We start from the raw sequence: 14,490 nt of genomic DNA, 5'->3' as shown, positions 1-14,490 counted from the left end.
CGCGCACGACGCTTCCGTGGGTTAGCGGCGCCACAGGACTTGTCCATGGATGGACTGATGTCGCGGGCGCATGGACGTGCCTAGTGCAAGCGCCTCCATGGATAGGAAAAGGCGCTGCCAGCCCTAGAGCGTTGAGTGAACGGATGTGCGATATAGGAGACTTGGCTTAGAGGTGAGGAACGAAACTCAAGCCCTAGTCGACTTATCCTCGAAGGGGAAAAGCTACACGACCCTAGACTCTTTTATAAAGCCAGTAAGATGAGACCCTACATTCGCGAAAAGTGAACGTAGGGTCTCTTTCTGTCTATTGGCAGAGATAACCAGTTCCAATTGGCTCACCGATTTGGCCCTGCCTCAATACACTAATACAGACAAAGCGCTCTGAAGCAGGGACAGGGGGGTGTGCGAATGAATGATGTTTTAGAGATACATAACATCGGAATGAAGTATCAATCCCTTGATGAGGAAATAACAGCTCTTGAAAATATCAATTTCTCTGTTCAGGATGGGGAGTTTTTAAGTATTGTTGGTCCGAGCGGGTGTGGCAAATCCACGCTTTTATCGATAATCTCCGGATTGCTCCCCGCAACTACGGGAAGGGTCTTGCTTAATGGTGAGAAGATCAATGGAGCCTCGCGGCAGATTGGGTATATGCTCCAAAAGGATCATCTATTTGAGTGGCGGACCATTTATCAAAATGTCCTCCTTGGGCTAGAAATTCAGAAGAATGTATCGACGGAAACGAAAGAATATGCCATAGCTCTACTTAAGACCTATGGGCTCTATGAATTTCGTAACGCTTATCCCAGTCAGCTTTCTGGGGGGATGAGACAAAGAGTCGCACTAATTAGGACGTTAGTAACCGATCCGAAAATTCTACTTTTAGATGAAGCATTTTCCGCGCTAGATTATCAGACGCGGCTTGCTGTAAATGAGGATATTCATTCCATTATTAGGAAGGAAAAAAAGACTGCTATTTTAGTCACTCATGATATTTCGGAAAGTATCAGTATGGCAGACCGTATCGTTGTTTTATCCAAGCGGCCGGGAACTGTAAAAAAGATTTATTCGATTGACTTAAGTTGTGAACCCAGGACGCCTTTAGCCTCAAGAGAAGCTCCAGAATTCAGACATTACTTCCAGGATATTTGGAAGGAGTTGGATGTCCATGTTTGATCTCAATGGATTGAGCTCATCAAAAGAACATCTGGATTTTTTAAAGAGCGTTCGTAGAGAGAAAATGGAGGTCCGATTAACGCAACTGATCATCCTTTTTGTAGCGTTTGCTTTATGGGAAATTCTCGCCAATGCGCGGATTATTGACCCTTTTATTACAAGCCAACCCTCCCGAGTCATTAAAACAATCGTCCAACTTTATCAAGAAGGAGCGTTATTTGGGCATATTGCCGTAACATGTTGGGAAACGATCGTCGGATTTGGGCTGGGTACTTTTTTGGGCACGATTATCGCTATCATCTTGTGGTGGTCGAAATTTTTATCTAAAGTTTCGGAGCCTTATCTTGTCATCCTAAATAGCCTGCCCAAAATTGCACTGGGTCCCGTGTTTATTGTCTGGATCGGAGCAGGTCCAGCGGCGATCATCGTCATGACTCTAGCTATTTCCTTGATTGTGACGATTATGGAAGTACTCAATGGATTCTTGGCGATTGACCAAGAAAAGATTAAGTTGGTTCAGACCTTCGGCGGCACAAAATATCAGGTCCTCACTAAAGTTTTACTCCCGGCATCGTTACCGACCATTATCAATGCTTTAAAGATTAACGTTGGCCTATCCTGGGTTGGTGTCATCGTGGGTGAGTTCTTAGTTTCGAAGTCGGGGTTGGGTTACCTCATCGTTTATGGCGGGCAAGTCTTTAAGTTGGACTTAGTCATGGCCAGTGTCATCATTCTTGGAGTAGCGGCAGCTCTGATGTATCAAGGTGTGGTTATCTTGGAAAAGTGGCTGGTGAAACACAGGGGCTAAAGGGAAAGACTTTGCCTTTGAGTTAGAGTTAAATTAAAAGGGAGGATTAACATGAAACGGTTTATACTCTTACTTAGCGTGGCTCTATTAGGGATGTCACTCGTATTAAGCGGATGCGGGAAGCAAACGAACCTAACTAAAGTACAACTTTCTGAGGTAACCCATTCTATTTTCTATGCTCCGCAATATGTAGCCTTGACTCAAGGGTTCTTTAAAGAAGAAGGATTAGAGGTTGAGCTCTCAAACGGTCAAGGGGCCGACAAGGTGATGACGGCTGTTCTGACAGATCAAGTGGACATCGGCTTTGCCGGACCGGAAGCAAGTATCTATGTCTATAACGAAGGAAAAGAAGATCACTCTGTAGTATTTGCCCAATTGACGAATGGGGATGGAACCTTCCTGTTGGCACGCCAACCGAATCCCAATTTTAAGTGGAGCGACCTTAAAGGAAAAACCATCATCGGCGGACGCAAAGGCGGCATGCCGGAAATTATTCTGCAATACGTTTTACGTAAAAATGGTCTGAATCCTGGCAAAGATGTATTTATTGACACGACCATGCAGTTTGCTGCGATGCCAGGTGCTTTTATGGGAGGCCAAGGCGATTATGTCATCGTTTATGAACCGACAGCGTCTGAGATGGAAAAGGAAGGAAAGGCCTTCATCGTCGCATCGATGGGTAAGTCAAGTGGCCCGGTTCCCTATACTGCTTATTTTGCGAAGAAAAGTTATCTCGAGAAGAATCCACAGACCGTGCAAAAATTTACGAATGCCATTTATAAAGGGCAGCTTTGGGTAGATAGCCATACTCCTGAAGAAATTGCCAAAGCGATTAAATCTCAATTTCCCGATGCAAATGACGAAATTCTCACGGCAGTGGTCAAACGTTATAAGGAACAAAATACGTGGAAGACAGATCCGATTCTCTTAGAGAAAGACTTAGATACCTTGCAAAAAGCCTTGCAGGATGCGGGGGTTATCAATAAAACGGCTCCCTATGATAAAATTATAACGACAACGTTTGGCGAGATGGCGATTAAAAATATTAAATAGAGCAAGGATCAAGCAAAATCACCTCGTAAAGCAAACCCAAACGATTTCGTATTTGGGTTTGCTTTTATGAAGGAACAAAGAAAAAAATTAAATATAGAAAATAGAAGGATTTGACAGACGATTATAGAATATAGGCATTATACCTAATTCATGGAAAATTTAAGAAACAGGTGAAGTTGAAGTGAATTTATGGGATGCCTTTTTAGATGGTGTTTTAATCTTAACCATTATTCTCGTAATAGCTTATATCTTTATCCTCAAGAGAAGATATAATCAAATTCTTAAGGATGCTCAAGATGAAGCAGTGATCACCGAGATCGCTTTTGACAAGACGGCCTTAGGAATGTGTATTGCACGACCTGACTTATCGTATATTGATATTAATCCCTCATATTGCAATCTTGTGGGCTATTCTAAAGATGAGCTCATGAATATGATCCATAAAGACTTCATTTATCCCGAAGATCGTGAAAATGATACGCCCTATATCCGTGATTTGTTTCTGGGTAGGTACGATACTTTCCAATCCATTAAGCGCTACATTCATAAACAAGGGCACATTGTTTGGGCGAAAGCTACAGTTACGTTGGTACGGGACGAAGGTCAAAATCCGAAGTTTTTCGTCACTCAGATCCAAGATATTACCCAAACGAAGCGAGCGGAAGAAGCGTTGAAAAAGGCAAAAATTGAGGCAGAAACCTTAGCAAGCATTGACTATCTTACAGGCTGCCTTAATCGAAGAGCTTTTATGATCCGGCTGGAGGAAGAATTGGCGAGGGCTATGCGGAATCAGTCCAACCTTTCAATGATACTCGTCGATATCGATGACTTTAAATCAATCAATGATTTTTATGGCCATTTAGCCGGCGATTACGTCTTACGACAGTTTTCAAAATGCTTGAACCGAGGAATACGTACCTATGATTTTATCGGCCGCTTTGGAGGAGAAGAGTTTATGATTTGCCTTCCTGATACAGAAATTCAGGATGCTTATCAGATTGCTGAGCGGATGAGACAGAGTGTGGAAGAATTGGTTATGGTATATGAAGACTCGCAAATCAAAATTACCGGAAGCTTCGGAGTGGCAACTTCTCATCCCGGAATCGAGGAGCCTATCGATAAATTGATTGGTATGGCGGATAAGGCGATGTATGAAGCTAAGAGTATCAAGAATAGGGTTTACAAATCAGCGTGAACTAAAATAGCATAAACCCTTGAATTCCATATTTTAAAATGTTATGATATATAAAACCGTTGATGAGGAAGTAAAACCGCAAGACCAACTTCTTAGAGAGTCAGGGTAGGTGGGAGCCTGACAGGTAACGGAGCGGGTAAATGGGCCTTTGAGGGCGGAGCGAAAAAGTACAAGATGCTTAAGTAGCTACCGACGCATAGCCAGCGTTATTGGGCTAAGGGTGTGATGGCACTCTGCACAAGAGGATGCATATGTCGAATTGAAATGATATGCATCAATTAAGGTGGTACCGCAGGTTATAATGCCTGTCCTTAAATTTAGGTTTAAGGACAGGCATTTTTTAGTTTGGTACAAACCTGTTCCGCCCATTTCCGCGGATGGAGCGAAACTGCAGAGAAGACCCGAATCCATTGAATCGTCGAATTGAAATGGAAAGAGGAGGTTTTTTCAAATGAAAAAGAAATTAACGGCTATGGTATCTGTGATTTTAATGCTTGCTTTGGTATTATCAGTGGCAGGCTGTGGAACAACTCAGTCTCAATCAAAATCCAGTAATACAGCGAATTCTTCAGCACCTAAGAAAATAGGGATCATCCAAATCGTTGAACATCCTTCGTTAAATCAGATTCGCGAATCAATTATCAACGAATTAGCAGCACAAGGATACAAAGATGGTGAAAATATTACCATTGACTATCAAAATGCTCAAGGTGATCAATCTAATTTAAAAACTATTTCTCAAAAGTTTGTAAATAATAAATATGATTTAATTATCGCCATTGCAACGCCGTCTGCTCAAGCTGTTGTCAGCGAAACCAAGAACATTCCGATTATCTTTTCCGCTGCAACCGATCCAGTCGGTTCAGGTTTGGTGAAGGATATGAATAACCCCGGCGGTAATGTTACGGGTACTTCAGATCGCGTCTCTGCTGAAGAGATTATGGAGCTTGCGAAGCGGATTACACCTAATGTTAAGACTGTTGGCGCTTTGTATAATACCAGTGAAACGAATTCCGTATCAGTAATCGACAATTTAAAGGAATATGCTCAGAAAAACAATATAACCGTTGTTAATGCGACGGTTACGAACTCCTCTGAAGTTCAGCAAGCGATGAATTCTCTAGTCGGTAAAGTAGATGCGATTTTCTCGCCAATTGATAACACCATTGCCTCAGCGATGCCCCTTGTTGCGCAAACCGCAAATGCAGCTAAAATTCCTGTCTATGTCGGAGCGGATTCCATGGTTAAGGATGGCGGACTTGCAACCTATGGTATTAACTACACGGTTCTGGGTAAAGAAACGGCAAAAATGGCTGTTGAGGTCTTAAAGGGTAAAAAAGCAGGAGACATTCCTGTGAAGACTATGACAGATATGGATATCTATGTAAATCAAAAAACAGCGGATACGATCGGGATTAAGCTTCCAGAGGATGTACTAAAGCAAGCGGCTCAAATTTTTGGAAAATAAGAAATCAATCAAGTAAGTAAAGGGGATTAGACTGATGACACTCACTGCTTTCCAGGGATCTTTAGAACTGGGAATTATCTATGCAATCTTAGCGCTGGGGGTTTTTCTCTCCTTCCGTTCGCTTAATATGCCAGATTTAACGGTGGATAGCGGTTTTACCCTGGGTGCGGCAGTTTCCGTGATTATGAGTGTCAGCGGTCATCCCTTTTTGGGTCTGCTTCTCGCCTTTATTGCAGGCGGAGGCGCAGGGTGTGTCACGGGTCTTCTTCATACGAAACTCAAAATTCAACCGCTGCTCGCGGGAATTTTAACGATGCTGGGACTCTACTCCATTAACCTTAAGGTAATGGGTGGCAAAGCCAATATTCCGCTTCTCAATAAACCGACGGTGTATAGCTTTGTGGAAGAGCTCATACCGGGTAATTATGCTCGTCTCATCTTCGATGTGATCATTCTACTTGGGGTACTCTTCTTATTCTATCTTTTCTTGAAAACTCGTCTCGGCTTTGCCCTGAGGGCGACAGGGGACAATGACCAAATGGTTCGTTCCCAAGGGGTAAATACGGATTTAATTATCTTGATTGGAATGGCCCTTTCAAATGCACTTGTTTCTCTTTCAGGTGCCTTGATTGCTCAGGAACAATCCTTTGTCGATGTGGGCATGGGAATCGGCATGGTGGTTATCGGTCTAGCATCGGTGATTATTGGAGAAGCCGTTTTCGGAGTGAATACGCTGTTTCGCCGATTAGTCGCTGTTATCCTCGGTTCAATTCTCTACCGCCTGATTATTGCCTTTGCCTTGGAACTAGGAATGCCTCCGACGGACCTCAAGCTTGTCTCGGCTATAATTGTCGCACTTGCATTATCCATGCCTGTGCTTAAAAATAGCTATTCTATGTTGAGACGCAAATATAACCATCAATAGTGAAAGGGAGGAAAGAGCCTTATGCTAGAAATTAAATCCATCAGCAAAACGTTTGCTCAAGGAAGCATCAATGAGAAACGAGCACTTCAGAAGGTTAACCTTTCACTAAAAGAAGGGGAGTTTGTGACCGTCATCGGTGGCAATGGTGCCGGTAAGTCGACGCTTTTCAACGGTATTGCCGGGGTTTTTTCGATTGATGAGGGCAAAATTTTGCTCGATGCAGACGATGTCACGTTTGACTCGGAATATAAACGGTCTCGTCTGATTGGTCGGGTTTTTCAAGATCCCCTCAAAGGAACTGCCTTTGATATGACGATCGAGGAAAATTTGGCTATTGCTCTTGCTAAAGGTGAACCTTTAAGTCTAAGACCTGGACTTCGCAAAAAGGACAGCCACCGATTACAGGAGCGTCTTGAACTTTTGGATATGGGACTGGAAAATCGACTGAAGTCGAAGGTTGGATTGCTTTCCGGAGGGCAACGACAGGCGTTAACTTTGCTTATGGCGACGATTGTTAAGCCTAAACTTCTCCTTCTTGATGAGCACACTGCAGCGCTTGATCCCGCAACGGCTAAAAAGGTAATGAGCTTAACTCAGAAGTTCGTCACCGAAGAAAACCTTTGTACGCTTATGATTACTCATAATATGAAGGCTTCTCTAGAATTCGGAACACGTACGATCATGATGCATGAAGGACGAATTATCCTGGATCTTCAGGGCGAAGAGCGGAACAATATGACTATCGATAAGCTCATCGAGCAATTTGAACAACGAAGTGGCTCAGAAATGGATAATGATCGGATGCTTTTGGGATAATGAGGGTGCAAAAATCAAAATCAGATAGATTTTTCACAAAGTTTTTAGCGCAATAAAAGTACGGGTCTTAACTCCAGCAATGATTGGAAATTGCGGATATACTTTATTTCAAATAGAAATTGGTGTAAATTTTCTTGTCTCTTAAAATCATTTCAGTGTAATTGTAGTAGAAAAAAGGCGCATAAAGCGCCTGCACAACTATACGTCAGAATGGACGGTTAAATTATTGACTTCGTAAATTTTGTAGATAGCCCTTCCTGCTGGAAACAGGAATGGGCTATTACTATTTTATGCCACCATTTTGCTACAAGCAGGCTATAATTACAAAATAAATGGGATATATACTTCCCATATTGAGTATTATAAAGTATAATATGTAATGCAAGGAGGGCAGATAATTTGAAGAATCTCAAAATGAAATCAGCAAGAGCTATATTAGATATGTCTCAAGAGCAGTTAGCAGAAGCAGTTGGCGTAACAAGGAAAACCATCGGAATGATTGAAGCCGGAAAATTCAACCCATCTCTAAAGTTATGTATAGCTATATGTAAAGCGTTAGGTAAAACACTAAATGATATTTTTTGGGAGGATGATGATTATGAAAAATAAGATTGATGAGCGTCAAGAACAAGAGTTATTAAAACGCGACCATGCGGGGTTTCAAATAATGTTCTCTGTATCGGTGATTATGATTTTAATTCAACTCTTATTCATGAAAGCAACTTTTCAGCAATTAATTGGAGAAAACGTCATACTTTTATGTGGAGGTATTTGGGTTATTTGGGGATATGCAAATAGTGGCCTATGGAATTACGATAACAGTAGACCATCAATACAAAGCAATTTAAAATATAGCGCTATATTTTCACTTGTGGGTACAGTAATATTCGGGATTGCTATTTATGGTAGGGCCGGAAGTTCTGCAATAAAAGCGCCTATAATTAGTGGATTCCTCGCTGGGATTTTTATTTTGGGATTCGTTATTTTAAGTATTCTAGGACGATTAACGGAGAAAAAAGAAAATCAGTGGTGATAAGCTGTTATTAAAACTGGCTTCTTGTTATGAGAAAATACAAAATAGATTTTACAAGAAACAGCCGATTTTAGCATTGCTAGAAATCGGCTGTTTCCATGTTAAGAATGAAGGCTTTAAGTGAGGCGTTATCCAACTCTCTTTTACAAATTTTGAAGGAATAAACGGGCGATATCAGCTCCCCCAATAATAGAGCCGGTGGCGCTTCCTATGTTGGCGAAAACGACGATCAGGAGAACACGTGTCACTTTATTATTCCAAAACCCTTTGACGCTTAACACATCCTCGGAAAGCGTTTCAAAGTCGCCAACATTGGGTCGACGGAAATAGGCCTGAACAAATCCGGCAAACCAACCTGCTGCGATGAGTGGATGTAAAGCAGATATCGGCGCTGCGATAAAGGCCGTAATAATGGCCAGCGGATGGCCAAAAGCAAGCGCAGTTCCGATAGCGGAAAGAGATCCCGTCCATAGCACCCAGCTTAAGGTTTGCTGGACTCCAGCTGAAGGATTCATATAAAAGGTGTAGGCAATAAGGGCAACAATAAGAAGGGGAATCGTCCAACCTAAAATGGGAGTAATCTTCGATTTAGGAGGGAGCTGGGATAGACGGTCTAAATCATGCTCTTTAGGGAGCTCTTCTTTAATTCCTGGGACATGAGCAGCTCCTAAGACGGCAACAATCTTATTTCCAGGCGCTTCTTTAATTTTTTGAGCTAAATATTCATTTCGTTCATCAATCAAAGGAGCTTTTAATTTAGGAAAGTTGACTGAGAAATCTTGAAGCATCGAGTTTAGCATATCCTGAGATTTCATTTTTTCCAGTTCTTCATCGGAAATACTTTCATCATCGAAAATACTTACGATAATTTCCATCAGAAGTTTTACTTTACCCCAGAATCCAACATTATGCCAAACCCGAGAAAAGGTGATTTGAATATCTCGATCTGCAAGTACAAGATCAGCCCCGACTTCTTGAGCAGATTTAATCCCTTCAACCATTTCTTGCCCCGGATTTGTACCCAATTGTTTGGCCATACGTTTTTGAAAGGAAGAAAGAGCAAGATTGATTAAAAGCAAGGTGGCTTTCTTTTCTTTAATCACCTTAAAGATATCAGTCTCTTTCCACTTATTTTCGTCCATGAGCGATTGATATCGCGGTTCATCTAACTCGATACAGACAGAGTCAGGTTGTTCGGCTTCGATAACTTCCCTGACTTGTTCCGCGCTCTGCTTGGATACGTGCGCTGTTCCAATAAGAATAATTTCCTTACCCTCTAAAAAGATTCGCGTCAAGTATTCGTTTTCTTCAGACATAGATTACCTTCCTTTGTAATGATAATTTCTACCATTATACAACTTATTTATCCAGACCAGCTTTTAAGTAGGAAGAACCAAAACCGTGCATGAGTTTAAGAATAGGCAGGATACCCTTACCGACTTCGGTTAGTCCATATTCTACTTTGGGGGGGACAACAGGATAGACTTTTCGATAGATTAGCTTGTCTTCCTCTAAGCTTCGTAATTGTTGCGTCAGCATTTTTTGAGTCACTTGAGGGAGCAACCTTTTGATATCGCTAAAGCGGAGCGTGTTGTAACTTAAATACCATAAGATGAGGATTTTCCACTTACCGGCGAGAAGTTCTTGGACTAAAACCATCGGGCACTTTTCGTATCGGAGACATTGTTCATTCATATGACATTGCTCATGGTGATTTGTGATTTGCATCGGTGCACTCATAATTGAATCATCCCCATAGTACCAATTTAGCAAGTATAAACAGTGAATTTACGACTGCTATCTTTAAAGTATAGCACATTTGGGATTAAAGTAACCATAATGCTAGATTTAGATACTAGATACCTTTTTGAAACTAAGGAACTTTACAGTATCTACTTGATAAAAAATGTCCTTTTGTTATACAATGAAGACAATTTAAACACATTTTAAAAGCGTAAACTTTAGAAATGTCGAAATATAGAAAAATTTAATGAGAGAGCGGGATTTTCAATGAGAGCACCTAAAATTCCAGAAGCAACAATAACACGTCTTTCGGTGTATTCACGTTATTTAATGAAAATGAAACGTCAGGGGAAAATAACGACCTCTTCCCCCGATATTGCGCAAGGAGCTGGGGTAAATCCTGCTCAAGTCAGGAAAGACCTATCCTTCTTCGGAGAATTTGGAACACGGGGCGTAGGTTATAATGTCGAACAATTAAATTGGGATGTTTTAAAAATTCTTTCCTTAGACGAAGAATGGAGTGTCGCATTGGTAGGGTTTGGCCATCTAGGTCATGCGGTAGCAATGCATCGCGTCTTTAAAGAGCGGGGCTTTAATTTTACCAGTATTTTTGATAGAGATCCTGAGAAAATAGGGACAAAGGTGAAAGACATCGAAATTTTACCCATGGAACAGCTTGAAAAAGTTGTAGCTCAAAATCATACTCGTATTGGTATAATCACGACTCCAGCTGATTCGGCTCAAGCCATAGCTGATTCTTTGGTGAGAGCTGGCGTTCAAGCGATCTTGAACTTTGCTCCGGTTCACTTGTCGGTGCCTGAAACGATTGAACTTCGCGAAGTTGATTTAGCAGTTAACCTTGAGGTTCTTACCTTTCATATGGAAATGCAGAGGCAGGGTTTTGCAAGCTCACGGCCTGCAAACTTTTAAGAAATAGCGACGAATTAGAGTGCATGAGAGAACCCCCTAAAGAGGAATCTTCTGAGAAGAAGACTTTGACTTTAGGGGGTTTTCGTTATTGAATGAAAAAAAGTATGTTGTATACATTAGGGGGAGTGTAGGTGAAATTCCTAGACAATATTTGAGCGAATCTGATATTCTAGAAATACATGGTAAGAAAGATTAAGTTCGTGAAGGAGACCAGACAATCATGAGCAAATATTGGAGTAAACTAGTGGCTAGTGTTGAACCTTATGTGCCAGGAGAACAGCCTAAAGATAGAAATTATGTCAAACTGAATACGAATGAAAACCCATATCCCCCCTCTACTCAAGTACTTGAGGCGATCAAAGCTACAGCGAATGAAAGTTTAAAGTTATACCCTGACCCTAATGGCGAGGAATTAAAGCGCACCTTAGCCAATTATTGTGGGTTAAAGAAGGAGCAAATTTTCTTCGGCAATGGTTCCGATGAAGTCTTAGCCTTTGCTTTTATGGCTTTTTTTGATCCTGAGGTTCCCGTCTTATTCCCTGACATAACCTATAGCTTTTATCCTGTGTACGCAAACTTGTTCAAAATTGATTATGAGTTGATTCCGTTAAAGGATGATTTTACTCTCCCTGTTGAGCAGTTTTTTAAGCCTAACGGCGGCATTATCTTTCCTAATCCCAATGCGCCTACGGGTGAATATATAACGGTTGAAGCGATTGAGGAAATATTGCACCATAATCAGGACCATGTCGTCATCGTTGATGAAGCGTATGTTGATTTTGGCGGTGAGTCAGCACAGAGCTTAATTGATCAATATCCTAATCTTTTGGTCGTTCAGACTTTTTCTAAGTCGCGATCTTTAGCCGGCTTAAGAGTTGGTTTTGCGCTAGGGCAGGAGGAGCTAATTCAGGGCTTAGAGAGAATCAAGAATTCGATCAATTCCTATACCTTAGATCGCTTAGCTCTCGCTGGGGCAGTTGAGGCCATTAAGGATGAAGCATATTTTCAAGCGACGAGAAATAAAATCATCCGGACCCGAGAAAGGGTATCAGACGAACTGGGTAAAATGGGCTTTAAGGTGATCCCCTCGAAGACGAACTTTATTTTCATAAGTCATCCTACCGTCAAGGCAGAAGAACTATTCTTGAAGTTAAAAGAAGAAGCGATCCTTGTCCGATATTTTAAACAACCGAGAATCGATAATTACCTCCGAGTCAGTATTGGCAGCGATATCGAGATGGATCGCTTTCTCGAAGCAGTGCGAAAGATAACGGCCGGATGATATTGGGTCATATATGTTTCATCACTTCGAAAGGTGGTTACTCGCAGTGCAAGAACGTCATTACATTAAATATTTAGCTCCAGCCTGGTTCGCTGTGATTATGGGCACAGGCGGGCTAGCTAACATCTTATATCTCTGGCAAAATTCCTTACCCTTGGGTCATTTTTTTGGAATGTCTATCGCGGCTCTGGCGGATCTTCTCTATTTTATCGTCTTAATTCCTTGGACCTTTCGTTGGTTCAAGTACTATGAATATGCTCGCCGTGACTTGCTACACCCGCTTACGGGTAATTTCTTTGTCACGATGGCTGTGGGGACCGCCATTTTTGGAACAAATATTTACCTCATCTGGAGTCAGTATTTAGGGGAAGCCCTTACCTATACGCTGATTTTTGCGCTTTGGATCATTGCGATTGTCGGAGTAACCTTTTTCACCTTTTACACGACATTTCAAATGATGAGGCTGGAGAAAACACCTGAACCAGAAATGATTAACTTTTCCTGGATTATGGCTCCCATAGCGAACATGGCAGTTTCTTTGATTGGAAATCCTTTGCTTACACTCACGATAGAATTTCACCCTAACTGGAGTTTATCCGTTCTGATCGTGAATACAGCCTTATTTGGGATTGGTTTTTTTCTCTTTATCTTCATCAGTGCTCTTGTTTTTGTACGCTTGGCTATCCATCCGCTCCCTTCCGCAGGAACAACACCCTCTTTCGGGATCTTTTTGAGTGCAGTCGGGCTTGCGGTTAGCGCGATTATTGATGCTTCGAAAAATGCCCACTCAATGGGCCTCTTAGCCTCTACCCAGCTTTCGGATCTTATAGCTGTTGCGATTTGGGGATTTGGAATTTGGATTTTGGGGATGATTATCCTCATTTGTTTATACCAGATTCGCAGAGGGGGGATTCCGTTCAGTATGGCGTGGTGGGCCTTCATCTTTCCCTTGGCAGCGTATACTCTTGCTAGTCAAAAGATTGTGGCCATCTTTGAGAGCCCGCTGATCTTTGGCTACACCGCTTTCTTAATTGTGCTTTTAGTTCTTCTTTGGCTCTATACCTTTAGCCAAACCCTGTTAGGTGCGATAAACGGTAAGCTGTTCACGGGGACGCCGATACCTCATCTTGAGGTGTATGGTCATTCCTCACTTCAGAGCAGGGAGTCTTAAAGGGAGTCTTAATATGACACGAAAAATTAAATATCAAATTTACAGCCCTGGTGGTAATGATACGGCATTAGTGCAAGGGGTAGGATATAGTCGTGAATTAAAAAAGAGAATCAATGACGAAATAATGAAAGTAGATACAAATATTGAGCAGGTTGGCTTTGTTGAGAACGAGGGAACCCCTAAGTTAGTTATGGCTGGGGGTGAGTTTTGCGGTAATGCCACACGAAGTGCAGCCTATTATTACCTAAAAGGTAAAACGGGTGAAATTCAAATTGAGGTCTCTGGAGCAGAGGAAATCTTAAAGGCTGGGGTAGATGAGGAAGGGAACGCGTGGTCTCAAATGCCGATTTATTCAGGAGATGATGTTGTTACCGTTCTTGAACCCGGAATTTATAAGGTCAAGATGAAAGGAATTATTCATATCATTGTGGAAGCGGAACCGGCCAAAAGATATCTGGAAGATAAAAAGAAACTGAAAGAGTCGGGGATGAAACTAATAAGGCAAGTTCAGATTGATGAAGCAGAAGCGGTTGGAGTGATATTCTTGGAGGAGATGGATCGACAGTTGAAAATACATCCCATAGTTTGGGTAAGATCCATTGACACCTTGTTTTATGAAACGGCGTGCGGAAGTGGAACCGTTGCTTTAGGAATTTTGAAGAGCCTAAATCAAAGCGCATATCAGACGTTAGAAGTTTTACAGCCCTCGGGACAGGCCATCCATACAAGCGTTTCCTTAAAAAATCGGGAGTTAGTGGATGCAATCATATCGGGTAAGGTTTATACCGATGGAATTCTAAGAAAGATAGAAGTTGAGTGTTAAAGAAACGTTAACTTGAAGGATTTTTAGAATTCAAGAAAAGGAGAGTAAATCGGAGGATTTAGGGACA

Annotated in this window: 15 protein-coding genes and 1 other annotated feature; of the genes, 13 read left to right on the top strand and 2 right to left on the bottom strand. The window is 41.8% G+C overall.

What is annotated here, in order from left to right; translation table 11 throughout:
- Positions 1–408: 408 nt before the first annotated feature.
- From DESME_RS14210 to DESME_RS14170, 9 genes are all read left to right on the top strand, one after another.
- Complete coding sequence (locus tag DESME_RS14210) at positions 409–1,176, top strand: ABC transporter ATP-binding protein (protein WP_006718545.1); 768 nt, start codon at positions 409–411, stop codon at positions 1,174–1,176.
- A complete protein-coding gene (locus DESME_RS14205) occupies positions 1,169–1,984 on the top strand; it encodes an ABC transporter permease (protein ID WP_006718543.1) in 816 nt (271 codons plus the stop codon). The genes DESME_RS14210 and DESME_RS14205 overlap by 8 nt, the downstream gene beginning before the upstream one ends.
- A gap of 51 nt (positions 1,985–2,035) precedes the next feature.
- The gene (locus tag DESME_RS14200; RefSeq protein WP_006718540.1) at positions 2,036–3,037 is read left to right on the top strand and encodes an ABC transporter substrate-binding protein; all 1,002 of its coding nucleotides are present in this window, start codon (positions 2,036–2,038) and stop codon (positions 3,035–3,037) included.
- A gap of 181 nt (positions 3,038–3,218) precedes the next feature.
- On the top strand, positions 3,219–4,232 hold the full coding sequence (locus DESME_RS14195; protein ID WP_006718538.1) for a GGDEF domain-containing protein: 1,014 nt from the start codon (positions 3,219–3,221) through the stop codon (positions 4,230–4,232).
- Positions 4,233–4,282: 50 nt separating this feature from the next.
- Positions 4,283–4,548, top strand: a binding site (T-box leader).
- 135 nt (positions 4,549–4,683) lie between these two features.
- On the top strand, positions 4,684–5,700 hold the full coding sequence (locus tag DESME_RS14190; protein ID WP_006718536.1) for an ABC transporter substrate-binding protein: 1,017 nt from the start codon (positions 4,684–4,686) through the stop codon (positions 5,698–5,700).
- A gap of 34 nt (positions 5,701–5,734) precedes the next feature.
- On the top strand, positions 5,735–6,625 hold the full coding sequence (locus DESME_RS14185; protein WP_006718534.1) for an ABC transporter permease: 891 nt from the start codon (positions 5,735–5,737) through the stop codon (positions 6,623–6,625).
- 21 nt (positions 6,626–6,646) lie between these two features.
- Positions 6,647–7,441 (top strand): ABC transporter ATP-binding protein, encoded by a 795-nt coding sequence (locus tag DESME_RS14180; RefSeq protein WP_006718532.1) that lies wholly within the window; start codon positions 6,647–6,649, stop codon positions 7,439–7,441.
- A gap of 399 nt (positions 7,442–7,840) precedes the next feature.
- Positions 7,841–8,050 (top strand): helix-turn-helix transcriptional regulator, encoded by a 210-nt coding sequence (locus DESME_RS14175; RefSeq protein ID WP_006718530.1) that lies wholly within the window; start codon positions 7,841–7,843, stop codon positions 8,048–8,050.
- Positions 8,040–8,474, top strand: a complete 435-nt coding sequence (locus DESME_RS14170) for a DUF6773 family protein (RefSeq protein ID WP_006718528.1) — start codon at positions 8,040–8,042, stop codon at positions 8,472–8,474. The genes DESME_RS14175 and DESME_RS14170 overlap by 11 nt, the downstream gene beginning before the upstream one ends.
- A 143-nt stretch (positions 8,475–8,617) precedes the next feature.
- Here DESME_RS14170 and DESME_RS14165 read toward each other — a convergent pair whose 3' ends face one another.
- Positions 8,618–9,790, bottom strand: coding sequence for a TraB/GumN family protein (locus DESME_RS14165; RefSeq protein ID WP_006718526.1), 1,173 nt, complete (start codon positions 9,788–9,790; stop codon positions 8,618–8,620).
- A 43-nt stretch (positions 9,791–9,833) separates the two neighbouring features.
- Positions 9,834–10,214 (bottom strand): winged helix-turn-helix transcriptional regulator, encoded by a 381-nt coding sequence (locus DESME_RS14160; protein WP_006718524.1) that lies wholly within the window; start codon positions 10,212–10,214, stop codon positions 9,834–9,836.
- A 270-nt stretch (positions 10,215–10,484) separates the two neighbouring features.
- Here DESME_RS14160 and DESME_RS14155 point away from each other — a divergent pair, with 270 nt between their 5' ends.
- The 4 genes from DESME_RS14155 to DESME_RS14140 all read left to right on the top strand — a co-directional run bounded on the left by DESME_RS14155 (position 10,485) and on the right by DESME_RS14140 (position 14,423).
- Positions 10,485–11,147, top strand: a complete 663-nt coding sequence (locus tag DESME_RS14155) for a redox-sensing transcriptional repressor Rex (protein WP_006718522.1) — start codon at positions 10,485–10,487, stop codon at positions 11,145–11,147.
- Positions 11,148–11,367: 220 nt separating this feature from the next.
- Positions 11,368–12,429, top strand: coding sequence for a histidinol-phosphate transaminase (hisC, locus tag DESME_RS14150; protein WP_006718520.1), 1,062 nt, complete (start codon positions 11,368–11,370; stop codon positions 12,427–12,429).
- A 46-nt stretch (positions 12,430–12,475) separates the two neighbouring features.
- A complete protein-coding gene (locus tag DESME_RS14145) occupies positions 12,476–13,600 on the top strand; it encodes a TDT family transporter (RefSeq protein ID WP_006718518.1) in 1,125 nt (374 codons plus the stop codon).
- 13 nt (positions 13,601–13,613) lie between these two features.
- Positions 13,614–14,423 carry a histidine racemase CntK family protein gene (locus DESME_RS14140; RefSeq protein WP_006718517.1) on the top strand — a complete coding sequence of 270 codons (810 nt, stop codon included), beginning with the start codon at positions 13,614–13,616 and terminating at the stop codon, positions 14,421–14,423.
- Positions 14,424–14,490 lie beyond the last annotated feature (67 nt).

This window comes from Desulfitobacterium metallireducens DSM 15288 (assembly GCF_000231405.2).
Lineage (GTDB): Bacteria > Bacillota > Desulfitobacteriia > Desulfitobacteriales > Desulfitobacteriaceae > Desulfitobacterium_A > Desulfitobacterium_A metallireducens.
The sequence above is the reverse complement of the archived record's forward strand: the minus strand, read 5'-3'. Positions and strand labels throughout refer to the sequence as shown.